The organism is Bradyrhizobium sp. ORS 111 (genome assembly GCF_045571485.1).
In the GTDB taxonomy this organism is placed as follows: Bacteria; Pseudomonadota; Alphaproteobacteria; order Rhizobiales; family Xanthobacteraceae; genus Bradyrhizobium.
The window spans coordinates 3,209,151-3,231,968 of sequence record NZ_CP120701.1; the positions used below are offsets into that span (position 1 = coordinate 3,209,151).

Annotated in this window: 23 protein-coding genes and 1 tRNA gene; 9 read left to right on the forward strand and 15 right to left on the reverse strand. The window is 64.6% G+C overall.

Going from position 1 to position 22,818, the window contains the following annotated elements; all coding sequences use genetic code 11:
* Nucleotides 1-81 precede the first annotated feature (81 nt).
* The 8 genes from P6U30_RS14690 to P6U30_RS14725 form a co-directional block, all read right to left on the reverse strand.
* On the reverse strand, nt 82-972 hold the full coding sequence (locus P6U30_RS14690) for a crotonase/enoyl-CoA hydratase family protein (protein ID WP_407169693.1): 891 nt from the start codon (nt 970-972) through the stop codon (nt 82-84).
* 133 nt (nt 973-1,105) lie between these two features.
* Nucleotides 1,106-2,527 carry an amidase gene (locus P6U30_RS14695; RefSeq protein ID WP_407169694.1) on the reverse strand — a complete coding sequence of 474 codons (1,422 nt, stop codon included), beginning with the start codon at nt 2,525-2,527 and terminating at the stop codon, nt 1,106-1,108.
* Nucleotides 2,520-3,692, reverse strand: a complete 1,173-nt coding sequence (locus tag P6U30_RS14700; protein WP_407169695.1) for a M20 aminoacylase family protein — start codon at nt 3,690-3,692, stop codon at nt 2,520-2,522. The genes P6U30_RS14695 and P6U30_RS14700 overlap by 8 nt, the downstream gene beginning before the upstream one ends.
* Nucleotides 3,693-3,699: 7 nt before the next feature.
* The gene (locus P6U30_RS14705) at nt 3,700-5,220 is read right to left on the reverse strand and encodes a M81 family metallopeptidase (protein ID WP_407169696.1); all 1,521 of its coding nucleotides are present in this window, start codon (nt 5,218-5,220) and stop codon (nt 3,700-3,702) included.
* A 165-nt stretch (nt 5,221-5,385) separates the two neighbouring features.
* On the reverse strand, nt 5,386-7,050 hold the full coding sequence (locus P6U30_RS14710; RefSeq protein WP_407169697.1) for an ABC transporter ATP-binding protein: 1,665 nt from the start codon (nt 7,048-7,050) through the stop codon (nt 5,386-5,388).
* Nucleotides 7,047-7,934 carry an ABC transporter permease gene (locus tag P6U30_RS14715; RefSeq protein ID WP_407169698.1) on the reverse strand — a complete coding sequence of 296 codons (888 nt, stop codon included), beginning with the start codon at nt 7,932-7,934 and terminating at the stop codon, nt 7,047-7,049. Before P6U30_RS14715 ends, P6U30_RS14710 begins: the two co-directional genes overlap by 4 nt.
* A 3-nt stretch (nt 7,935-7,937) precedes the next feature.
* Nucleotides 7,938-8,879: an ABC transporter permease gene (locus P6U30_RS14720; protein ID WP_407151766.1), complete on the reverse strand. Its 942-nt coding sequence runs from the start codon at nt 8,877-8,879 to the stop codon at nt 7,938-7,940.
* A 214-nt stretch (nt 8,880-9,093) separates the two neighbouring features.
* Nucleotides 9,094-10,224 carry a M20/M25/M40 family metallo-hydrolase gene (locus P6U30_RS14725; RefSeq protein ID WP_280977205.1) on the reverse strand — a complete coding sequence of 377 codons (1,131 nt, stop codon included), beginning with the start codon at nt 10,222-10,224 and terminating at the stop codon, nt 9,094-9,096.
* A 266-nt stretch (nt 10,225-10,490) separates the two neighbouring features.
* Between P6U30_RS14725 and P6U30_RS14730 the strand changes: the two genes are divergently transcribed.
* A complete protein-coding gene (locus tag P6U30_RS14730; RefSeq protein WP_407169699.1) occupies nt 10,491-12,089 on the forward strand; it encodes an ABC transporter substrate-binding protein in 1,599 nt (532 codons plus the stop codon).
* A 117-nt stretch (nt 12,090-12,206) separates the two neighbouring features.
* On the opposite strand, the gene P6U30_RS14735 is transcribed toward P6U30_RS14730, so the two are convergent.
* On the reverse strand, nt 12,207-12,494 hold the full coding sequence (locus tag P6U30_RS14735) for a hypothetical protein (RefSeq protein WP_407169700.1): 288 nt from the start codon (nt 12,492-12,494) through the stop codon (nt 12,207-12,209).
* A 291-nt stretch (nt 12,495-12,785) separates the two neighbouring features.
* Here P6U30_RS14735 and P6U30_RS14740 point away from each other — a divergent pair, with 291 nt between their 5' ends.
* Nucleotides 12,786-13,073 carry a PilZ domain-containing protein gene (locus P6U30_RS14740; RefSeq protein WP_407169701.1) on the forward strand — a complete coding sequence of 96 codons (288 nt, stop codon included), beginning with the start codon at nt 12,786-12,788 and terminating at the stop codon, nt 13,071-13,073.
* Between the two features lie 77 nt (nt 13,074-13,150).
* Here P6U30_RS14740 and P6U30_RS14745 read toward each other — a convergent pair.
* Nucleotides 13,151-13,237 (reverse strand) — tRNA-Leu (locus P6U30_RS14745).
* 223 nt (nt 13,238-13,460) lie between these two features.
* On the opposite strand from P6U30_RS14745, the gene P6U30_RS14750 reads away from it, so the two are divergent.
* On the forward strand, nt 13,461-13,892 hold the full coding sequence (locus P6U30_RS14750) for a twin-arginine translocation pathway signal (RefSeq protein ID WP_407169702.1): 432 nt from the start codon (nt 13,461-13,463) through the stop codon (nt 13,890-13,892).
* 81 nt (nt 13,893-13,973) lie between these two features.
* Here P6U30_RS14750 and P6U30_RS14755 read toward each other — a convergent pair whose 3' ends face one another.
* Nucleotides 13,974-15,176 (reverse strand): FAD-dependent monooxygenase, encoded by a 1,203-nt coding sequence (locus tag P6U30_RS14755; protein ID WP_407169703.1) that lies wholly within the window; start codon nt 15,174-15,176, stop codon nt 13,974-13,976.
* A 7-nt stretch (nt 15,177-15,183) separates the two neighbouring features.
* Nucleotides 15,184-15,429 (reverse strand): zinc-finger domain-containing protein, encoded by a 246-nt coding sequence (locus tag P6U30_RS14760; RefSeq protein ID WP_407151773.1) that lies wholly within the window; start codon nt 15,427-15,429, stop codon nt 15,184-15,186.
* Between the two features lie 237 nt (nt 15,430-15,666).
* On the opposite strand from P6U30_RS14760, the gene P6U30_RS14765 reads away from it, so the two are divergent.
* Both P6U30_RS14765 and P6U30_RS14770 read left to right on the forward strand, forming a co-directional pair.
* Nucleotides 15,667-16,800 (forward strand): hypothetical protein, encoded by a 1,134-nt coding sequence (locus P6U30_RS14765; protein ID WP_407169704.1) that lies wholly within the window; start codon nt 15,667-15,669, stop codon nt 16,798-16,800.
* Nucleotides 16,801-16,876: 76 nt separating this feature from the next.
* Nucleotides 16,877-17,629, forward strand: a complete 753-nt coding sequence (locus tag P6U30_RS14770) for an alpha/beta fold hydrolase (protein WP_407151775.1) — start codon at nt 16,877-16,879, stop codon at nt 17,627-17,629.
* Here P6U30_RS14770 and P6U30_RS14775 read toward each other — a convergent pair.
* Entirely contained in the window at nt 17,615-19,009 is a 1,395-nt protein-coding gene (locus P6U30_RS14775) for a hypothetical protein (protein ID WP_407169705.1), read from the reverse strand. The two genes, P6U30_RS14770 and P6U30_RS14775, sit on opposite strands and share 15 nt — an antisense overlap.
* Nucleotides 19,010-19,204: 195 nt before the next feature.
* Between P6U30_RS14775 and cysE the strand changes: the two genes are divergently transcribed.
* Both cysE and P6U30_RS14785 read left to right on the forward strand, forming a co-directional pair.
* A complete protein-coding gene (cysE, locus tag P6U30_RS14780) occupies nt 19,205-20,032 on the forward strand; it encodes a serine O-acetyltransferase (protein ID WP_407170453.1) in 828 nt (275 codons plus the stop codon).
* Between the two features lie 183 nt (nt 20,033-20,215).
* Nucleotides 20,216-20,428: a DUF3126 family protein gene (locus P6U30_RS14785; RefSeq protein ID WP_066511091.1), complete on the forward strand. Its 213-nt coding sequence runs from the start codon at nt 20,216-20,218 to the stop codon at nt 20,426-20,428.
* A 151-nt stretch (nt 20,429-20,579) separates the two neighbouring features.
* Here the strand turns inward: P6U30_RS14785 and P6U30_RS14790 are convergent, their stop codons facing one another.
* The gene (locus tag P6U30_RS14790; protein WP_407169706.1) at nt 20,580-21,290 is read right to left on the reverse strand and encodes a hypothetical protein; all 711 of its coding nucleotides are present in this window, start codon (nt 21,288-21,290) and stop codon (nt 20,580-20,582) included.
* 219 nt (nt 21,291-21,509) lie between these two features.
* Between P6U30_RS14790 and P6U30_RS14795 the strand changes: the two genes are divergently transcribed.
* Together P6U30_RS14795 and P6U30_RS14800 are read left to right on the forward strand one after the other, a co-directional pair.
* Nucleotides 21,510-21,839: a DUF6949 family protein gene (locus P6U30_RS14795; protein WP_407169707.1), complete on the forward strand. Its 330-nt coding sequence runs from the start codon at nt 21,510-21,512 to the stop codon at nt 21,837-21,839.
* 190 nt (nt 21,840-22,029) lie between these two features.
* The gene (locus tag P6U30_RS14800; protein WP_407169708.1) at nt 22,030-22,560 is read left to right on the forward strand and encodes a gamma carbonic anhydrase family protein; all 531 of its coding nucleotides are present in this window, start codon (nt 22,030-22,032) and stop codon (nt 22,558-22,560) included.
* Nucleotides 22,561-22,567: 7 nt separating this feature from the next.
* Here the strand turns inward: P6U30_RS14800 and P6U30_RS14805 are convergent, their stop codons facing one another.
* The gene (locus P6U30_RS14805; RefSeq protein WP_407170454.1) at nt 22,568-22,804 is read right to left on the reverse strand and encodes a hypothetical protein; all 237 of its coding nucleotides are present in this window, start codon (nt 22,802-22,804) and stop codon (nt 22,568-22,570) included.
* Between the last annotated feature and the right edge of the window lie 14 nt (nt 22,805-22,818).

The window sequence follows — 22,818 nt, forward strand, 5'->3', positions numbered from 1 at the left end:
TCGTCGAAGAAAGCGCCGTCCTGCTGATGTCGCGCAGCAGGACGACGCCGCCTGATGTCGACGTCGCGGAACGTCGTTCGTTCACTTGTACTCGCGCTCTTGCCACCACGGGAAATAGTCGGGCATGTCCGACGACACCTTGTTCTTGAACTGCGCGGGACGCTTTTCGAGGAACGACACCACGCCTTCCTTGACGTCGTCGGAACGGCCGCGGGCGTAGATGCCGCGGCTGTCGACCTTGTGCGCTTCCATTGGATCGTCGGCGCCCAGCATGCGCCACATCATCTGGCGGATCAGCGCCACCGACACCGGCGCGGTCTTGGCGGCGAACTCCTTGGCGAGCGCCCGCGCCGTCGGCAACAGCTCGTCCGGCGGCACCACCTTGCTGACGAGCCGGCCGGCAAGCGCTTCCTGCGCCGGAAAGACGCGGCCGGAATAGCACCATTCCAGCGCCTGCGAGATGCCGACGATGCGCGGCAGGAACCAGCTCGAGGCGGCCTCCGGCACGATGCCGCGCTGCGAGAACACGAAGCCGAAGCGCGCGGCCTCGGAGGCGATGCGGATGTCCATCGCAAGCTGCATGGTGACGCCGATGCCGACCGCCGGCCCGTTCACGGCGGCGATCACCGGCTTCAGGCACTTGAAGATGCGCAGCGTCACCTGGCCGCCGCCGTCGCGCACCTGCGGATCGCTGTAGTCGACGCTGCCGTCGGCATTCCGCCGCACCGGCCCGCGCCGCGCATCGCGGTCGAAGGTGTTGGCGCCGGATGACAAGTCCGCGCCGGCGCAGAAGCCGCGGCCCGCGCCGGTGACGATGATAGCTCTGACATCGTCATCCTTGTCGGCTTTGTCGAACGCGTCGATCAGCTCCTGCTGCATCGTGGCGTTGAAGGCGTTGAGCTTGTCGGGCCGGTTCAGCGTGATGGTGAGAATCTGCTCGGCGACCTCGTACTTGATCGTCTCATACGCCATGGGGATGATTTCCTCTCGGTTTTTTTGGATGAAGCGCAATGCGCATCTTCATCCAGATAACCCGGCAATGCATCCCTTGGGAAGAAGCGCGATGCGGGGAACGCCTCCGCGCATCGCGACTTGCGTTGAGGCGCTATTTCTTCGGCGGCGTCGGCCACGGTTTCTGCGCGCCGCGCAGGCTCTCGAAGGCCTTGCCCATGCCGAGCACGCCGATGTCGTCGAAGCGGCGGCCGACGATCTGGACGCCGATCGGAAAGCCCTTCTTGTCGTAGCCGCCGTTGATCGACAGCGCGGGATTCTCCGACATATTCCACGGCACGGTATAGCAGATGTGCTCGAACGGTTTTGCCGGATCGTTGAGCGGCGCGGCGAACTCAGCCGGGAAATTCACGACCGGCGACACCGGCGAGATGACGTAGTCGATCTCGCAGAACAGCTTCGCCGCCGCCGCCCGGATCGCCATCGTCTGGTTGAAGCCGCGCACGACGTCGACACCGGAGAGCTTCGCTCCGGCCGCACCCCATTTGAGGATGTAGGGCAGGGTTTTGTCGCGCTCGGCGGCCGGCAGCTTCGAGAGATCGTCCCACATCCGGGCACGCCAGAAATTGTCGAGGCCCTCGAGCATCTCCTGGGTCAGGATGCCGTCGATCTCGGTGATCACGGCGCCGGCGGATTCGAACGCCTTCGCCGCCTTGACGACGACGTCACGAACCTCCTTCTCGAGCTTCTGCCCGACGCCGAGATCGAGCATCAGGCCGATGCGAAGCTTGCGCGGTGCCTTCTCCAGCGCCTTCCAGTTGACCTCGAGCGCGGCCGGCAGGCTCATGCCGTCGCGGCGGTCGGGGCGCGACAACACGCTCATCATCAGCGCGGCGTCGTCCACCGTGCGGGTCATGGGACCGGCAACGCGGCCGACATAGGGCGGGTCGATCGGCACGCGGCCAAGGCTCGGCTTCAGGGCCACGAGACCGCACCAGCAGGCCGGCAGCCGCACCGAGCCGCCGATATCTGTGCCGAGATGCAGCGGGCCATAGCCGGCGGCACCGGCCGCACCCGCGCCGGCGCTCGATCCGCCGGGGTTCTTGCTGACATCCCAGGGATTGCGGGTAAGGGGATGGAACGAGGACAGGCCCGACGACAGCATGCCGTAGTCGGGCATCGTGGTCTTGGAGAAGATCACGCAGCCCGCTTCGCGCAACCGCGCGGCAGGCGGTGCGTCCTTCAGCGCCGGCGCGAGCTTGACGCTCGCTGAACCCAGCGGCACCGGCTGGTCCTTGGTTGCGACATTGTCCTTGATGGTCGCGGGAACGCCGTCGAGCGTGCCCGCGGGCTCACCCTGGTTCCAGCGCTCGGTCGAGGCCTTCGCAACCTTGCGCGCCCCGTCGGGATCGTAGAGGTACAGCGCCTTGATGTGCGGCTCCCATGCCGCCACGTGGGCGATGATCTCTTCCAGGACCTCCGACGGCGAGAACTGCTTCGCACGATAGCCGGCGAGCAGGTCGACGGCGGAGAGGTCGTGCAGCGAGGTGATGGCGTCCTGAGTGGCCTTATGCATGGGCACCTACCGGCATGCGTTTCTCGATGATGCGGGCGAACATGCTGGCGCCGATCGGCAGGATCTTGTCGTCGAGAACGTAACCGGGGTTATGCACGGGCACCGAGCCGTCATGGCCGACCCAGAAATAGGCACCGGGAACGGCCTGCATCATGTCGGCGAAATCCTCGCTGCCCATCTTCGGCGTCGAGCGGGTGATCACCTTGGCGGGATCGACAACGGTGCGCGCGACGTCCTCGACGACGCGGGACTGCTCTTCCTGATTCACCAAGACGCTGAAGCCGTCGCGGATCTCGACCGAGATTTCGGCGCCATATGCCGCCGCAATGCCGGCGGAGATTTCGCGCATGCGCTTGCGGATCAGCGCGCGGATCTCGTCGGAGAAGCAGCGCACCGTGCCGCACATCCAGGCTTCGCCTGGAATGACGTTGTACGCCGACCCGGAATGGATTTGCGTGATCGACAGCACCGCAGCCTGCAGCGGATCGACGTTGCGGCTGACGATCGACTGCAACGCCTGTCCGAGCGTCATTGCGATCAAGACCGCGTCCTTGGAGCGCTCCGGCATCGCGCCATGCGCGCCGTAGCCCTGAATCCTGATGTCGAAGAAGTCGGCTGCGGCCATTGCCGGGCCCGGCAGGATGGCGATCTCGCCGTGGTTGAGGTCGGGCGCGTTGTGCAGGCCGTAGACCTCGTCGCAGGGAAATTTCTGGAACAGGCCGTCCTTGATCATCGCGCGCGCGCCGCCGAGGCCTTCCTCGGCCGGCTGGAAGATGAAGTGCACGGTGCCGTCGAAGTTGCGGGTCTCGGCCAGATAGCGCGCCGACCCGAGCAGCATCGTGGTGTGGCCGTCATGGCCGCAGCCGTGGAAGCGGCCCGGAATGGTCGAGCGCCACTTCAGATTGGTGTTCTCCTCCATCGGCAGCGCGTCCATGTCGGCGCGCAGGCCGATCTTCTTGGTGCCGTTGCCCTTGCCCTTGAGCACGCCGACCACGCCGGTGCCGCCGAGGCCGCGATGCACCTCGATGCCCCAGCTCTGCAGCTTGTCGGCGACGATGCCGGACGTGCGCACTTCCTCGAAGCCGATCTCGGGATGCGCGTGCAAATCCCGCCTGATAGCGGTGAGTTCGTCGGCAAAGCTGTCGATGCGCTCAATTGTGGGCATGGTCTCTCTATCCGTTGGTGCGTGATGGGGAGGTGGGCGTGAAGGCGGGACCGTTCGGCTTGATGCGAATGCCCGGCCGCAGATGCTTCCAGGGCAACGAGGCGGTATCCGCCGGCATCGCGCCGGGTGCGGCGCAGATCAGGAGTTTTGCCGCGATCGGCTCGAAATCGGCGCGGAAGTGCACCGAGCTCTTGTTGACCAGGATCTTCTGCGACGTCGGTTCGATGCCGACATAGCGATACATCGACTGGTCGGCGAGTTGGGCCTTGTAGGAGCCGACGACGACGCGGACGTCGCCGATGCGCAGGCATGCGGACGGCCCCATGTCCATGTCGCGGCCGCCATAATAGGGGCCGGGCGCGACGAACTTGCCGTCGGAGAGCTGTTCGACGACGAAGGTCTCCTTGTACGGCGCGTCGCCGGGAATTCCCGACTTGCCGCCGAGATCGAGCGTGACGGTCGCGCCGACGCCGGCCGCGTGCGCGGCCTTGGCCGATTGCGGATCGTAGATCACGCCGGTCGCGGCGCTGGCCTTGTTGCGCACCAGCGCGCGCAGCATGCCGGTGGTGTCGGAATCGCCGCCCGCGCCGGGATTGTCCTGTGTGTCGGCAATGATAATCGGCTTGCTCGCCGATTGCGCGAGCTCCATCGCCAGCCGCACGCCTTCGTCGGGCGAATAAATGCGGCCGTCGAAATCGTCTTCATGGCTTTTGACCAGCGCGACGATGCGGTCGGCTGCTGCGTCCGCATCGGCTTGGGTCCGGCCGTAGGCGAACACGCTCGGGCCGCAATCCCTGAAGTCGGCGGCCGGAAAGCCCGGCGCAAACGAGAGCGTCGGCACGGCGTCGCTCTCCAGCGCGGCGAGCTTCTGATAGATGCCCTTGGTCGGCTGGTCGTTGGTGCATTGCCAACTGATCGGGATCAGGAACGGCAATTGCCGGAACGCTTTCGCAAAGCGCTGGCCGGTCTTGAGCAGCAGCGCCAGATGTCTCGCGCAGGCGCGGCCGGTGTCGGCCATGTCAACATGGGGATAGGTGCGGTAGGCGATCAGCGCATCGGCATGTGCAATCATCTCGGGCGAGACGTTCGCGTGCAGGTCGAGGCTCGCGACCAGCGGCAGGTCCTTGCCGATCACCTTGCGGACGCGGGCAAGAATTTCGCCTTCGCCATCGTCATGGTGCTCGGTCACCATCGCCCCGTGCAGGTCGAGGTAGACGGCATCGATCGGCCCGGCCGCGGCGATGCCATCGATCATCTCCTTCACGATCCGCTCGAATGCGTCCTTCGTCACATGCGCCGACGGGCTCGCAGCGGCCGAAATCGTCGGCACCAGCTCCCAGCCATTGGCCTCCGCAGCCTCGACGAAGCCGGCGAGGCCGACATTGATCTTGCGCATGACCTTGAGCACGTCGGCGCCGTGCGCCATCGACGGCCAGCCGCCGCCATGCACGAAATCGTCATAAGTTGCCTTCGTCGGCGCGAAGGTATTGGTCTCGTGCAGGAAGCCGCCAACGGCAATGCGGGTCATCAAGTCGGTCTCAACACGTTTTCATTGATCATGATGCGACGGATCATGCTCTAGCGCGCGACGTTAAGCGTGTCGTCGCGCCAAGCGCAAGCCGTGGAGCACTTCCGGATTTGCATGCCGCATGGGCGTATCGAAAGGCCAGGCCAAGGCACTACGGCTAAAGACTTAGGCCGTTGCGCCAATGCCTTCCGAAACGGGGCGGAAATTCGCGAAGTCCCAGCCGCGCCCGGGGGCCGCATCGAGCAAGGCCCGGGTATAGGCCTGTTGTGGATTGGTCAGGACCTCGGCGGCCGGCCCCTGTTCCACGACACGGCCATGCTGCATCACGGCGACGTCGTCGCAAATCTGTGCGGCAACGCGCAAATCGTGGGTGATGAACAGCAGCGCGATGCCGAGCCGCTTCTGGATTTCGTCAAGCAGATCCAGCACCTGCGCCTGCACCGAGACGTCGAGCGCGGAGACTGCTTCATCCGCCACCAGCACGTCGGGATCGAGCGCCAGCGCGCGTGCGATCGCGATGCGTTGGCGCTGGCCGCCGGAGAATTGGTGTGGATAGCGCGAGATCGCGTCGGGCGGCAGGTGGACCAGCTCGAGCAGCTCGCGGGCTCGCGCAAGCGCGTCCTTGCGCGGCATGCCGTAATTGATCGGGCCCTCCGCGATGCTCTCGCCGACGGTGACGCGCGGATTGAGCGAGCGGTACGGATCCTGAAAGACGATCTGGATCTTCTGGCGATGCGGCTGCAACAGCCGTCGCGACAAATCGGAGATCTCGCGGCCGGCGAGCCGTACGCCGCCGGAGGTCGGGTCGATCAGGCGGACGATGCAGCGCGCCACCGTCGATTTTCCCGAACCGCTTTCGCCCACGATGCCGAGCGTGCGGCCCTTGCGCAAGGTGAGGGTGACGTCCTGCGCAGCGGCGACCTCGCGGGCTTTGCCGAACAACGAGCGCTCCCGGTAGACCTTGCCGAGCTCGTTGGCCTCCAGCACGACCGGTTCGGTCGTCTCCGGGCGCGGCGCACGCGGCACGAGGCTCGGCACCGAGGACAAGAGGTTGCGAGTGTAATCCATTTTCGGATTGCGCAGCACGTCGTCGAGCGCGCCGGTTTCGACCAGCCGGCCATGGCGCATCACCGCGACGCGGTCGGCGATCTCGGCGACCACGCCCATGTCGTGGGTGATGAACAGCACGGCGGTGCCATGATCGCGCTGCAGGTCGCGGATCAAGGTGAGGATCTGCTTCTGGGTGGTGACGTCCAGCGCGGTGGTCGGCTCGTCCGCGATCAGGAGCTTCGGCTCCAGCACCAGCGCCATCGCGATCATGATGCGCTGGCGCTGCCCGCCCGAGAGGCGGTGCGGATAGGAGGCAAAGATGCGCTGCACGTCGGGCAGCCGCACATGCTCCATCATCGCCAGGATCTTCTGCCGCCGCGCGCGGGCATCAAGATCGGTGTGGGCGCGCAGCACTTCGTCGATCTGGCGGCCGACCGGCACCACCGGATTGAGCGCGGTCATCGGCTCCTGGAAGATCATCGCCATCCGCGTCGCGCGCAATTGTCGCAGCCGCCGGTCGCCGGCAGTCAGCAGGTCCTCGCCGACCAACTTGATGCTGCCGCCGGACGGCACCAGCGTGCCTTTCTGCTGCAGGCCCATCACGGTGAGCGAGGTCACCGATTTGCCCGAACCGCTTTCGCCGACGAGGCACAGCGTTTCGCCCTCGCGCACCTGTAGCGACAGGTCGTCGATGATGCGATGAGCGTCCGTCTTGCGGCCGAGGCTGACGACGAGGTTGTTGATGTCGAGGACGAGGTTGGTGGACTTGGCTGCGGTCACTTGCCCTCACGCTGCTTCATGCGGGGATCGAGCGCGTCGCGTGCGGCGTCGCCGATCAGATTGACGCTGAGAATGGCGATCGAGAGCAGAAGTCCCGGCCAGAAGATCAGCGATGGCTTGACCTGAAAATAGGCGCGGCCTTCGGCCATGATGTTGCCCCAGGTCGGCGTTTCCGGCGAGATGCCGGCGCCGAGGAACGATAGGATCGCCTCGGTGAGGATGGCGGATGCGCAGACATAAGTGCCTTGCACGATCAAGGGCGCAATCGTGTTCGGCATCAAATGCCGCCACATGATCTTGGGCAGACTGGAGCCGAGCGAGATCGCCGCCTCGACATAGGGCTCCTCGCGCGCGGTCAGCACCACCGAGCGCACCAACCGCGCCACACGCGGGATTTCGGGGATGGTGATCGCGATCATCACGGTCCAGATGCTGGCGCCCGACAGCGACACCACGGCGATCGCGAGCAGGATCGAGGGGATCGCCATCAGGCCGTCCATCACGCGCATCATGACCGCATCGACCCATCGGAAGAAGCCGGAGACGAGTCCGATGAGGAGCCCGATGCCGATCGAGCAGATGGCGGCGCCAAGCCCGATCAGGAGCGAGATCCGGGCGCCGTAGATGATCCGCGACAGCACGTCGCGGCCATAGGCATCGGTGCCGAGCAGGAACTGCGCTGACGACGGCTTCAGTCGCTGCGCCGGTGTCAGCAGCAGCGGATCGTGCGGTGCGAGCAGCGGCGCGAAGATCGCCATCAGGATGATGAGCACGAGACAGATCGTCGCAATCGCGATGATCGGCGTCGCCGTCAGGAAACCGAATTTCGGCCGGAACGGCCGGGTGACCGGAAGCGAGGACTCGGGAAGGGTATCGATCGCCATCGCTCAGTACCGGATACGAGGATCGAGCAGGGTGTAAGCAACGTCGATCAGCAGGTTGACCCCGACATAGATGCCCGACGTCAACAGGATCATTGCCTGGATCACCGGATAGTCGCGCGCCAGCACCGCATCGACGGTGAGACGGCCGATGCCGGGCAAGTTGAAGACGCTCTCGGTGACGACCACGCCCGAGATCAGCAGCGCGAAGCCGGAGCCGATCACGGTGATGACGGGCACGGCCGCGTTGCGCAGCGCGTGACGCAGCAGCACGCCGGTCTCGCTGATGCCCTTGGCGCGCGCGGTGCGCACGTAATCCTCGCCGAGCACATCGAGCATGGAGGCGCGCGTCATGCGCGCGATCAGCGCGACATAGATGAAGGAGAGCGTGCAGGTCGGCAGGATGATGCGCTCGAAGAACGGACCGAAGCCGGCCGAGATGCTCTTGAAGCCCTGCACCGGCAGCCAGCGCAAATCAATCGCAAAGACCTGGATCAGCACGTAGCCGATCACGAACACGGGCACGGAGAAGCCGAGCACGGAAAGGCCCATCACGCCGCGGTCGATCCAGGTGCCGTGCTTCCATGCCGCAATCACGCCAAGCGGCACCGCGACCAGGATCGACAGCACGATGGTGGTCAGCGCAATCGAGATCGAAGGCTCGACGCGCTGGCCGATCATCTTCAGGACCGGCACGTTGGAGATCAGGGAGACGCCGAGATCGCCGTGCAGCAGCTTGACGATCCAGGTGTAGAACTGGATGTAGATCGGCTCATTGAGGCCGAGCGAGGTTCTGATGCGTTCGAGCTGTTGCGGTGTCGCGTTGTCGCCGGCGAGGATCGCGGCGGGATCGCCGGGCGTCAGCCGCAGCAGCAGGAACACGAACAGCGCGACCACCCCCATCACGGGAACGGCGGCCAGGATGCGGCGAATGAGATAGCCGAGCAAATGCACTCCGTTGGATTGTGGTCAGTAAAGTCCCCGGCGGACCGTAGCACCTCAGCAAGTCCTGTGCCATCGGGGCCGGCATTTTTGCGGTGCAGCTAATCCCTCCGGGATTATTCCCGTCGTGAAGCGCGAGGTCGTCCACTGAATGGTGGATTGCATTCGCGCTTCGTTGCTGATCTCGCCGCAAGTAACCCGTATGGGTTCGCAACGGAGTTTATTCCAGCGTCGCCAACAGCGCCGCCATCAGGCGGCCGCGCTCGGCGAGGCTGTCGACCTCGATATGCTCGTTGAGCGTATGCGCGTCGGCGCCGCGAACACCGAGGCCATCGAGCGTGGGGATGCCCATAGCCCCCGTAAAGTTGCCGTCAGAGCCGCCGCCGGCGCTGCCGTGCGGCAGATCGAGGCCCATCTCGCGGGCAAGGCCCTTTGCCTTCTCGTACAGCGCCATGGTGCCGGCATCGGGTTCCCAGACCGGACGGGTGACGCCGCGCGTCACCTTGAAGGTCACGTCGTTGCTCGTGCCTGACAGCGCCAGCATCCGCTCGACGCCGCGGTCGAGATCGGCCTGACGCTTGGCCATGCTGAGAGCTTCACCGGTGCAGGTTGTTGCAACGCAATTGACCCATTGGCCGCCATGCACGATGCCGACCGAGAAGGTGCAGTCCTCGGTCGTCATGCCGTCGATGGCGAGGATCTGCCGCGCCATCTCGCGGATCGCGGAGCGGCCGGACGAGAGCGTGGCGCCCGCATGGCTGGGCTTGCCGATCGCTTCCAGATTGAAGCGCGCGATCGCGTAGCGTCCGGTGACGACGCCGTTGTTCGGCCGGCCCGGCTCGGGCACCAGAACATATTTGTTGCGCGCCGCTTCCGCCTCGATGATGTCGCGCGTCGACGGTGTGCCGACCTCTTCGTCCGGAGTGAACAGCACTGTGATCGGCAGCGGCGTCGTGAATGATGCGCGCGCCAGTTGTCGGATCGCTTCCAGCGACAAGTAGTTGCCGCCCTTCATGTCGAAGATGCCGGGGCCGTAGCACTTGTTGCCTTCGCGCCGCCATTTCAGTTTCTCGATCGTGCCGACCGGATGCACGGTGTCCAGATGTCCGGCAATCAGGATTCCGGGCTGGCCTTGCTTGGGATGGGGGAAGCGGGCACGCACGCAGCCTGCGAAACCCTGCCGTCCTGCGATGCGCTCGATGGTCGCACCCATGATCGCCATCTCGCGCGCGGCGAGGTCGAGCATGCGCTCCACGGCCGCAGCGTCCCAAGTCGGACTTTCACACTCCACCCAGCCGCGCAGGCCCTGCAACATCGCTTCGGAATCGAACGGAAGATTGGCTGGGTTCATGGTTATTCTCGCTTCGCTTCTCTGACCGCGCCGGCATCGCGCAGGCCTACGAAAATCTTACGCGGCGATTTTGTAAAGCCAAAATGCAGCGCACCATGAAATTCGTTTGTGTACGTCCGATCGCGACCAAAACCCGATTGACGCGCAAAGCACTTGGTGCAAGTCTCGATTTCGCAAGCCATACAGCGTGTTAGTTCGCTTAAATAACGAACCGCATGCATAACGAATAAGCTGGCTTTGACCACTTTCACGTCAGGAGAGATTGCATGTTCCTCAGCTCGCGTTGGAAGCACTACACGATAGCGGCCGCGCTGTCGGTGCTTGCGCTGTCGTTTGCGCCGAAGGCGATGGCCGCAGAGAAGACCATCACCGCGGTGATGCATTCGGATTTGCGCATCATCGATCCAATCCTGACCACGGCTTATATTACGCGTGACCATGGCTACATGGTCTACGACACGCTGATTGCCACCGACTCCAACTTCAAGATCCAGCCGCAGATGGCGGACTGGAAAGTGTCCGACGACAAGCTCACCTACACATTCACGCTGCGGGACGGCCTGAAGTGGCACGATGGAACGCCGGTGACGGCCGAGGACTGCGTCGCTTCGCTGAAGCGCTGGGCCAAGGTCGACGGCATGGGCCAGAAGCTGATGGACTTCACGGCCAGCCTCGAGGCTACTGATGCCAAGACGATCACGCTGAAGCTGAAGGAGCCCTATGGCCTGGTTCTGGATTCGATCGGCAAGCCGTCGTCACGGGTCGCCTTCATGATGCCGAAGCGGCTCGCCGAAACGCCGCCCGACAAGCCGATTCCGGAGCAGATCGGCTCGGGTCCCTTCAAGTTCGTCCAATCTGAATTCCAGCCGGGCGTGAAGGCGGTGTATGTGAAGAACAAGGATTATGTGCCGCGCAAGGAGCCGGCGAGCTGGACCGCCGGCGGCAAGGTCGTGAAGGTCGATCGCGTCGAGTGGCTGACGATGGCAGATGCGCAGACCGCGATCAACGCGCTGCAGTCGGGCGACATCGATTTCATGGAGAATCCGTCGTTCGACATGTTGCCGGTCCTCGAAAGCAATCCGGACCTCAAGGTCGAGACGCTGAACAAGTTCGGCTTCCAGACCCTCGGCCGAATGAACTTCCTCTATCCGCCCTTTGACAACGTCAAGGTCCGTCGCGCCGCGCTGCTGGCCGTCAACCAGAAGGACGTGCTCGATGCGCTGGTCGGCAATCCCAAATACTACAAGACCTGCGTCGCTTTCTTCATCTGCGACACGCCGTTCGCGACCGATGCCGGCGGTGAGACGCTGCTGAAGGGCGGCAACATCGCCGAGGCCAAGAAGGCGCTCGCCGAGTCCGGCTACGATGGCACGCCGGTCGTGATCATGGCGCCGGGAGACGTCACCACTCTGAAGGCGCAGCCGGTCGTCGTCGCCCAGCAATTGCGGGAGGCCGGCTTCAAGGTCGACCTGCAGGCGACCGACTGGCAGACCGTCGTCAGCCGGCGCGCCAGCCAGAAGCCTCCGAAGGAGGGCGGCTGGAACATGTTCTTCACCAACTGGGTCAGCGCCGACGTCTCCAACCCGATTGCGAACCTCTCGATCGGCGGACAGGGCAAGAATGGCGGCTGGTTCGGCTGGGCCGAGGACGCCAAGATCGAGCAGTTGAAGGACGCCTTCGTTCGTGCGCCGTCGCTCGACGAGCAGAAGAAGATTGCAACCGAGATCCAGAAGGAAGCCTACGACCAGGTGATCTACATTCCGCTCGGCCAGTATCAGGGGCCCAGCGCGTGGCGGAAGTCGCTCACCGGCGTGCTCGACGGACCGGCGACCCCGATCTTCTGGAATATCGACAAGTCGGAGTAGGGTGCCGCAAGCCTCATCCGAGACAAATGGCCGGGCTTGTCCCGGCCATTTTTCGTTTTCGCAGACCGCATGGGTCCCGACGGGCGTGCCCCTTCGACGTCGTTCCGCCGGGTTCTCTTATCGGGAGGCGGCGCGGTCTGACAGGCTTGTCAGCTCGATCGAGCCGATGCGCGCATGGTTGAGCGAGATCAGCACGGCGCCCGCCAACAGCAACGTGCCGTAGAAGGCGATCGCGCCGCGGGCCCATCGCCGGAAGACCGCGCGCTCCTCCGGCGTCGCCTCGCGGAATGTGCGTGCGCTCAATCCGTTGCTGCAATGAGCGGCGTCGTCTCCGTAAGCATTCATCGAAGCGGCGGCGTTGTGCGCCTGGCTATCGGGGATCGCATTGGGATCGGCAATGGCCATGGGGCAAATCTCCGATTGAAATCAATTTGGGATACGAGGACCGCGAAAAAATGCGGCCGGAGCTTCCGGCGAATGACAGCTACGCCGCTTCGCGATCATCTCCTGTGAACTGCATCACAGCCGCGGGACACGATGCGGTGACGGGCGTGCGACTCGTGTCGTTGGCGGCATTGCCCCATTGATTGGCAGGCCAATCTGCTGGGGCCGACATCGAGGTTGTCTATGCGTAAGTCTCGTGTCAGGTTTGCGCGGTAATCTAAATGCCCGCCTCTGTGCATATCGCGACAATCCATGGCCGAAGACGACATCAACTCCGCGCCGATCGGCGCACAATGGCCGGCTGCCATCTCGGACCGGCGCGCCACTCGGCGCCGCCGGATTCTCAAGTCCGGGGCGATCGAATTCGGCAGCGAGGCGATTCCATGCACGGTCCGCAGCCTCTCCGCAGAGGGGGCCGGGATCGAGGTCAACTCGCCGCTCTGGTTTCCCGACCGCTTCGTGCTTGCCGTCGAGGGCGAGCGGCGATCGTCCCGGATTGTGTGGAAAAAGGGAAAGCGTCTCGGACTGGCGTTCGATTGATGCCCGCGCGGCCATGCCAGCGGTGGCCGAAACAGACCGCCGTGCCTCGGTACGGCCGGCTCACCCCGAGCGAAGGGTGGTGCGGGCGGTGGGAGTCGAACCCACACGACGTTGCCATCGAGGGATTTTAAGTCCCTTGCGTCTACCAGTTCCGCCACGTCCGCGTTGCGCCAGGCGCGCCGACTTCTAGCGCGTTTGGCGGCCGAGTGGAATTGGCATTATCCTGAGCGAACGGATGCGGGTTCAATGGCTTAGCGTTTCGCTGCCATGCCAATTGCGCAACGCCTGCGCCACGGGATAAGGCAAGGCGCTGCCGCGAAGAAGCCTCAATCCGGACATCGCTGGCTGCTTTAGGCAATCTCAACACTGTCTGACTAAGAAAGCTGCATGTCCGTTCGCAATTCACGCCGCCGAAGCCTGTCGCGCGCGGCCCTCATCGCTGCGTTGCTCGCCTTGGCCGCGGGCGCATCCGGCTGCGCTCAGATCGGCGACTCGATGTCGTCAGCTTTCGCCGATCCCGCCAAATACGAGCTCTATGATTGCAAGCAGCTCGAGGCCGAGCGAAAGAGCCTTGCGAGCCGTGCGGCGGAGCAGGAAGGGCTGATGGCGAAGGCCCAGACCGGCGTCGGCGGTGCCGTGGTATCGGAGTTGGCCTATCGCAACGAGCTGATTGCGATCCATGGCCAGCAGAAGTTCGCCGAGGAAGCCTGGCGCAAGGGCAGGTGCCACGAAACGCCGCCGGACACCCCTGCGGCGACACCGGCTCCCACGCCGGCGCCCAACGCGAAGGGCTCACGGACGCGTTCCGGGCTCCACTAGCGTCTTTCCGGTGGATTTCCCGATTGGCTGGCGTGAAGCAAACGCGTCAGGTCGAGTCCGAAAGGCATCCCGGAGCGAGCCTCACACGCGCCAGTCGTAGATCCAGCCCTGCCGCGCTAGCATGCGCTGCGGTCCCATCGCGCGGATGGCAAGGTCGCGCGCGATCGCGGCGGCCCCGCTTAGGTGATAGATTCGGCCCTGTCGCCGGGCGAGGCGCTGCACCTGCAACACACGCGCACGCCGCATCTGCGTATAGCGCGCCAGCGCGGCCGGAATGTCCGATCTGCTTTCGCCGGTGCTGTCGCGCAGAGTCTGCGCGAGCACGGCTGCGTCCTCGATCGCCATGCCGGCCCCCTGCGCGGCAAATGGCAGCATCGCATGCGCGGCATCGCCGAGCAGCGCCACCGCACCTTCGTTCCAGCCGCCGATATCAGGCAGGGTGAAGAGCGCCCATTTGCGCCAGCCGTCGACTGCACCGACCAGCGTCTGCGCGACCGATGGCCAGCGCGACTTGGCGAATACGCCGTTGATCTCGTTGCTGTCGCCGGGTGCGCTCCAGCCCGGCTGGTTCCACGCGCCGGCTGCGATTGCGACGACGTTGATCTGTCGTCCGGCCGAAATCGGATAGACCACGAGATGCGCATCGGGCCCCATCCAGAGCTGCACGCACGGAGCGGCGTCTTCCTGCGGTAAGGCGCTCGCCTCCAGCGTGCCGCGCCAGGCGATCAGGCCCGAGAACTGCGGCTGGAGATCCGGGAACAGTTGCCTGCGCACCGACGACCAGATGCCGTCAGCGCCGATCAGCGCCGCCGCCTGTTCCTGCTGCCGTGCATTGCCGCGCCGCTGCACCACCGTCAGTCCTTCGGCGTGCTCGGTGACGTCCTCGAACTGGCAGCCCAGGCGGAGATCGATCTCGGGGTGGTCGTCGACCGCGGCCTGGAGCGCGGCCTGCAGGTCGGCGCGATGGACCACCCAATAGGGGGCGCCCGCCCGCGCCGCAGCGGCTTCGCCGAGCGGCATTCGCGCGATCTCGCCGCCGGCCCGCGTGCTCATGATGTTGACGGATTCCGGCGTCACCGCGCGCGGTGCAAGCCGCTCCCTCAGCCCGAGCTCGACCAGGATTCTGCTGGCGTTGGGTGAGAGCTGGATGCCTGCGCCGGCCTCCTCGAGCCGCTCGGCCCTTTCGAGCACCACGACGCGGAAACCTTGCGCCGCCAGCGTCAGCGAGGCGGTCAGTCCTCCGATTCCGGCGCCTGCTACGACAACGGTTCGCGTCAGCGCCACGGAGCGGTCAGGCGACCTTGTCCTTCACGACGCATTCCGGAGGGCGCGCCTCACCGGGACCGAGGTCGGTCGCGAAGCGATAGAGCGTCGAGCAATACGGACAGATGATCTCGTTGTCGTTGCCGAGGTCGAGGAACACGTGCGGATGGTCGAACGGCGGGTTGGCGCCCACGCACATGAACTCCTGCGAGCCGATCTCGATCACTGAGACACCGGCATCGTTGTGGAAGTGCGGGACGACGTGGTCGGACATATTCTCACCTTGGTGGCAACGGCAGACGAATGCATTCAGCAGCGTGCAGCCCTGCGAAATGCGGCGCACCATACTGGCGGGAACAATTGATTCCTAGAGCCCCGATCGCTCATCTGCTCATGCAAATTCGACACAATCTTGTCGTCCCAGAGAAGCCCTCCTTTGGTCGGAGCCGTTGTGTCGCAAAAACGGCACACTATGTCCAAGACGAATTAAACTCGAGGTTCCTTCGCTGAAATGAACCGGATGCGTCTCAGCTTCGCGGTGGCTGGCATGGTGGCAAGCGTTGCGCTTGGCCTCGCCATCTGGCCGCATGCCCGCGATGCTGGCGTCGTGCTGGCGGCGCAGGACGATGCCGCGGCGCTCGCCGATGTCAGGCTGAATTCCGTCCTGCGGAGCAATCCTGCATTGCTCGCCGAGAATATCGAGGCGGCGCTGGCCTCCCACGATGCCGATCTCGCGGCGAGCTTTGTCGCGCTCGCGCGCGAGAAGAACGCCGCGCTCAGTGACGATCTCATAGCGCGCGTCGACGATGCGGTCGCCGAACAAAATTCCACCACGCATTTTGCCAAGGGCTTCGCCACCGGTCTCGTCACCGGCAACGCCGACGACGTCGCAGGCCTGTCCGGCACCATCGCGGGCGATCTCTTCGTGTTCGGCGACGTCAGGGATGTCGTGCGCGAAGGCAAGCACCTGGCGATGGGTGAGGATACCGACCGTCTGGTGCTCGGGCTTGCGGCCGCTGGCCTCGCGGTGACCGCGGCGACCTATGTGTCGGTCGGCGGCGTCGGGCCGTTGCGCGCTGGATTGACACTGGTCAAGGACACGCGCAAGGCGGGACGGCTGAGCGAGGGGCTGGTCGCATGGGCCGGCCGCTCGACGCGCGACGTCGTCGACACGCCGGCGTTGCGAGAGGCGGTCGCATCCGGTTCGGTCTTTCGGCCGAGAGAGACCGCGAGCGCGATCCGCGCCGCGTTCCGGGCCGAGAAGGCCGGCGCGCTGGTGCGCGCTGCCAAGGATGTCGGGCGCATCGGCGAGGCCGCCGGCATGCGCGCCGCGCGCGACACGCTGAAGATCGCGGAGAACCCGAAAGACCTGGCGCGCGCCGCCCGGCTTGCGGAAGCGAAGGGTGGCCAGACCCGTGCGATCCTGAAACTGCTCGGCCGCGGCGCGCTGCTGCTCGCGGCCGGGACATTCAACCTGACGATGTGGCTGTTCGGTGCGCTGCTCACGCTGTTCGGCTTCCTGTCGTCGATCAAGGCGACCGCCGAGCGGGCCACGGCCTCGTGGCTCAGGCGGAGCAAGGCGCGCCGCCTGCAGCGGCAGATGGCGGCCCAGGTTGCGCTGGCGGGTCCTGCCGCCCAGGGCTAGGTTTGCGATCGCGCGTCGATCGCCAATCCCCAATCCTCCAAAAAACCAATCCCCCCAAAAAACAACGGAATGGATGATGCCGAGTTTTCATCACGGCGATGTTGAAATCGCCTATCTCGACGAGGGTGAGGGCGAGCCGATCGTGCTTGTGCATGGCTTTGCGTCGAGCAAGAACGTCAACTGGATCTACCCGACATGGGTGTCCGAGCTCGTCAAGGCCGGCCGGCGCGTCATAGCGCTCGACAATCGCGGCCACGGCGAGTCCACCAAGCTCTACGATCCCGCCCAGTACGAAATCGCGATCATGGCGAGCGACGTGATCGCGCTGATGGATCACCTTGCGATCGCGCGCGCCGATGTCATGGGCTATTCGCTGGGCTCGCGGATGACCGCGATCCTGGCGCGGGAAAATCCCGAGCGGCTGCGCTCGGCGATCCTGGGCGGCATCGGCATCGGGCTGATCGAAGGCGGCGGCCCCGGCGAGAACGTCGCGCTCGCGCTGGAAGCGCCGTCGTTCGACGACGTCACGGATCCGGTCGGCCGCACCTTCCGCGCCTTTGCCGACCAGACCCGCTCCGACCGCCGCGCGCTCGCGGCGTGCCTGCGCGGCTCGCGCCGCCTGATGACACGCGCGGAGGCTGCCGGCATTCGCGTGCCGGTGTTGATTGCGGTCGGCAGCAAGGACGAGATCGCCGGCTCGGCGGTGGCGCTCGGCAAGATCATTCCGGGCGCGGAGGTGCTCGACATTCCGAACCGGGACCACATGCGGGCGGTCGGCGACAAGGTCTACAAGACCGGAGTCGCCGAATTCCTGTCACGGCGAGCCTAGTTCGCCGGCGTCACGTTCGCCGAACAATCGCGTAGCCGCGATCAACACCACGAAGGTGGCGATCCAGACCAGGCGTGCGCCGTAGCGGTCGTGCGGACCGGAGATCACGCCGCAGATCACGGCGTTGCCGAGCAGGGCGAGCGTGACGGTGCCTGCGAGCAGGGTGAGATCGTCGCGCCGTCGCCGCCACAGGCCGTAGCCGAACAGGATCGCAACGATGAGCATCGAGCCCAGCGCGACCGGCACGTGGACGCGGTTCATTGCAGTGAAATCCAGCCGCCAGCGCTGCTGGCGCGCCGCGCGCATCTTCGTGACCTGCGATGGAATATAACGCTCGATGATGCCGTAGGTATGCGGAATCCAGCCGTTGGTGCCTTCTCCGGTTGCCACATGCACAAGCTGGTCCGCGGTCGCGGCGAGCGCTGCCTTGGCCTGCCATGCAGGGTATTCGGCAAGCGACCGCACCACGATGTGGCCCATCTCGTCATTCAGGCCCGCGAAGCGCCCGAGCTTGTCGAACATGCTGTGGCCCCACAGGAAGTCATCGGCGGTCGGCGGCAACTCATTGCGATAGGGACACAGCTTGAGGTTCTCCTTCGCGCAATGGTCGTGCAGATATTGCGTGACGATGCCGTCTTGCAGCATGCGGCCGAAGGCGACGCCGTAGCCGCCGGGCGTCCAGGCGAGGTGTCCGGAGAGCGCAAAATTCGCCGCCAGCAGCATGATGGCACCCGCCGCGATGGTCAGGCTGCCTTGCAGCAGGCTGGCGACCGGGATGCGTTTGCCGAGGAACGGACGTGTAATCCAGCCGACGCAGCATAGGCCGAGCAAGATTGCGAGCGTCGCGCTGTGGGTCGCGCCCGCGAATGCGATGAACGCGAACAGCGCGCATTTTTCCAGCGTCGCGATCTTCCCGCTATGCAGGACGAGGACGAACAACGCGAGCACCGACAGGCCGGCAAAGATGTCGGTCAGCAGCATACTGGCGAGCCAGGGCAGGGCGGTGGTCAGGATCAGGATCAGGCCGATCGGGACCAGCCGGACGGTCCGGGCAAGGCCGAGCACGCGCAGCGTCAAGTACAGGATCCACAGCGTCGCCAGGGCCTGGATGCCGAGGTTGAGCCAGAAGCTCGATCCCTCGCCAACATGCAGGTAGATGCCGAACACGGTGGATCGGCTCGGCACCAGATACCCCTCGTACCAGCGGGCCAGATAGCCGCCGGTATCCCATTGGAGCAGCGGATAGCCGTTCCAGAATGCGGGCGCGAGCAGCAGCAGGGGAATGGCGATGGTGGCGACCCAGACCGACCATGCATCGGTCAGGCGCGCGCGTAAAATCTGCGTGTTGATGATGTATCCCCCCGTATTGGGGCCGACCATGCCCAGAACTGCGGTAGGGAAGAAATCCGCCAATAGTTGCAGAAGCACGGCTTGATTTCGGCAAAATCCCGACCACTTGCCCTAGACGGCCGCCAGCGCGCGTTTGGCCGGGGTCACCCTGCCGAGCCGTCCGGGACGGGCCTGATCCGTCGTGCTATAACGCGCAACCGAACAACCGTATTGCGAGAGCAGGCTATGGCAGTTCATCAGGTCAATCCGCAGGGTGGGAAGCTTGCGGCGCTCGATCCGATTTGGGACCGCGTGCGCGGCGAAGCGGAGGACATCGTCCGGCGCGAGCCGGAGCTTGCGTCCTTCATCTATTCGACCGTCCTGCATCATGACCGTCTGGAAGATTCGGTGGTGCATCGCCTGGCCGAGCGGCTCGACCATGCTGCATTGTCCGGCGACCTGATCCGCCAGACTTACGACGAGGCGCTGCGCGATACGCCCGATATCGGCAACGCCTTCCGCGCCGATCTTGTTGCGGTCTACGACCGCGATCCGGCAACGTCGCGCTTCATCGATCCCTTGCTCTACTTCAAGGGCTTTCATGCGCTGCAGACCCATCGTCTCGCGCACTGGCTCTATCAGAGGGGCCGCAAGGATTTTGCCTACTATCTGCAGAGCCGTTCCTCCGCGGTGTTCCAGACCGACATCAATCCGGCCGCACGGATCGGCCGCGGCATCTTCCTCGATCACGCCACCGGCTTCGTCTGCGGCGAGACGGCGGTGATCGATGATGACGTCTCGATCCTGCACGGTGTGACGCTTGGCGGCACCGGCAAGGAGAACGAGGATCGCCACCCGAAGATCCGCCATGGCGTCCTGATCGGTGCCGGTGCCAAGATCCTCGGCAATATCGAGATCGGCCATTGCGCGCGCATTGCCGCGGGCTCGGTCGTGGTCAAGCCGGTGCCGCACAACGTCACTGTCGCGGGTGTGCCCGCAAAAATCGTTGGCGAGGCCGGCTGTGCCGAACCGTCGCGCACGATGGACCAGATGCTCAACGCAACCGGGCTTTGATTTCGCTCGTATTCTGACCGCAGCGCGCGTCAAATCAGGAATCTGGAATTTCGGTTCTGATTGAGCAGAACCGAAGCTCTGGCAAAAAAATATCGCGTTGTCGGAGCCTGAAAAGGCTCTGGCGGTCTTCGGCGTCTCGTCCTAAAACTCCCCGGAAAATCATCGACCCGATTGGAGACGGCTGTGGACGTTCAGGAAGTCAGGAAGCTCGACGCGTATCTCAAACGCGTCTTCGGCAATCCCAAGATCCGCGTGGTGCCGCGGCCGAAGAAAGATGACTCGGCCGAGGTGTATGTCGGCGAGGAGTTCATCGGCGTGCTGTTCGTCGATGACGAGGATGATGATCGTTCATTCCAGTTCCAGATGGCCATTCTGGAAGAGGATCTGAGCGAGTAGGAGCTCGGCGAGAAACCGCAAGAAGCCGTGTAGGGTGGGCAAAGCGAAGCGTGCCCACCATCGCGGCTTGAATCTGGACGGTGGGCACGGTGCTGCGCACCTTTGCCCACCATACGACATCTACCAAATCTTGATACGTCGTGACGCGAGATTATCCCTTCGCGCTGTGCATCTGCGCGGAGAGACGATCCATTGCCGTCGCGATATCGCGCCATTGCGCAAGCCAACTGCGCGGAAAGCGGAATGTCAGGTCGGCACCCTCGATGCGCCGCTCGCTCAGGCACATGCCGGGCGTCGAGGTGTCACGCGAGCAGCGCGCAGTCAGCGCGGGTTCACTCGCGGTGACCAGGTCCTCGCCGCCATAGGGCGTGCCATCGCGAAACGCGCGCATGGCCAGGCCGTCGTTGGTCGCTTCGGCGTCGTTCAGATAGCGCGGATAGATCGTGCGAAGTCGCATGTCCGGCGCGAGCGAGTCGTGATGCGCCGCGATCGAGACGAAGATCCGGTCGATCGGCTGCACCTTGTCCTCGATCGTGTCAGCGCTGTAGTGCTTCGGCGCGGCCGGTGCTTCGAGAGAGGGGTAGAGGAAGCTGAGGTCGACGCGCTCCTGCGGTCCGGAATGACGCTGGATCTTCATGCGCACCGCCAGGGTCGGCACGTTGAACAGCGTGCCGCCGACGCTGACCGGCAATCGCGACGGATCACTCGGCGGCACGGTGGCGTAGGTCGGCCACAACAGATAGGCGACCAGTGCGATCGCCGATGCGGCGATGACGGCCGAAAGGATGATCGGCAGCAGATGTGCGCGCGGATTGCGCCGCGTGTCGCGGGCGAGATGCTGGGCCGTTGCAAGCAGTGTCATGAGCGAGGCATTGGATCAGGTCGGAGGGCCGAATCACTTGCCGAATATGCCATGGGGCGGCAGCGGATTCTCGTATGATTCCAATGCAGTCCGCACCAGCTATGCCGTGTGCGGGCGCTGCTCTGCTCCGTCGGATTAACCCTTTCTTAAGGATGATGTGGCGGCGGCCCGGTAATTTTGCGAAGCAGGGCGGTGGTCTGTTGCGTAGCGGAAGTTCCAATGTCGCCCGATACCCTGAATTCGCTGTTCTCGCTCTGCATTGGTTTCGCTCTCGCAGGCGCCCTCGCCAACGGATACCAGGCGATGGCGGCGCGTCCGGCCGGGTTCGGCCTGCTCCAGGAGGGGGTGGCGACGAAGGCCTTCGCGGCCGTGCCGTTTCTCGTCTTCGCTGCGCCCTTCATCATCATGCGCAATACGCTGCGTGGAGCGCGCATTGAGCGCCGACGATTCGAATTCGTGATGATGGCAACCATCATCGCCGGCTTCTGGAGCCTGATGTCCGGCACCGTCTTCCTGATGACGCTGCGTGCGGCCGGTCTGTTGGCTTGATCGGATCATGATCCGCCCTCGATCATGATGTCCCTCGCTTGAAACCACGCGCGCCGCTGTGCCAAGGTCGCTCTGACCAGAGCTGTGGTTCTGATTGAATCGGAGCCACAGCTCTGAATTCTCGTTTCGATGCGTTTTCTTCACGCGAAGCGGTATCCACTTCGCTCGAAAACGCTCCAGGGAGACCTTCATGCCGATCTACGAGCTCGACGGGCAGGCGCCCGACCTTCCCTCTGACGGTAGCTATTTCATCGCCGACACCGCCGTCGTGATCGGCAAGGTGCGCCTCAAGCCGTCGGCGAGCGTCTGGTTCGGCGCAGTCATTCGCGGCGACAACGAATGGATCGAGATCGGCGAGGGCTCCAACGTCCAGGACAACTCGACCCTCCACGTCGATCCCGGCTTTCCGCTGACGATCGGCAAGGACGTGACCATCGGCCATAACGCGATCGTGCACGGCTGCACGCTCGAAGACGGCGTGCTGATCGGGATGGGGTCGATCGTGATGAACGGCGCGCGAATCAGGCGCGGCAGCGTCGTCGGCGCCGGTGCCGTCATCACCGAGGGCAAGGAATTTCCGGAATATTCGCTGATCATCGGCGCGCCTGCGCGCGCAATCCGCACGCTCGATGCGGCCCAGATCGAGGCGCTGTCAAGGCCCGCGAAGTCCTATGCCATCAGGGGACCGCAGTACAAGGCAGGGCTGAAGAAAATCGGCTGAGCCGGCGTCAGGTCTTCCGGCCTCGCTTGCTTCTGTCCTTCGACGTTGCGGCGCTCCGCTTCGGCGCGTCCTGTGCTCTTGCGCTCTTGCGCAATGCATCCCTCAGGTCGATCGGAATACCGTGCTTCTTGAGCAGGTCGGCGAAGGCCTCGTCGGCGAGCTCCTGAAGCGTCGCCATGCGGTCACGACCAAGCTGCTTCAGCTTGTCGAACGTATCGTCGTCGAACTCGATCAGCTTGCGCAAAACCGCATTGCTCC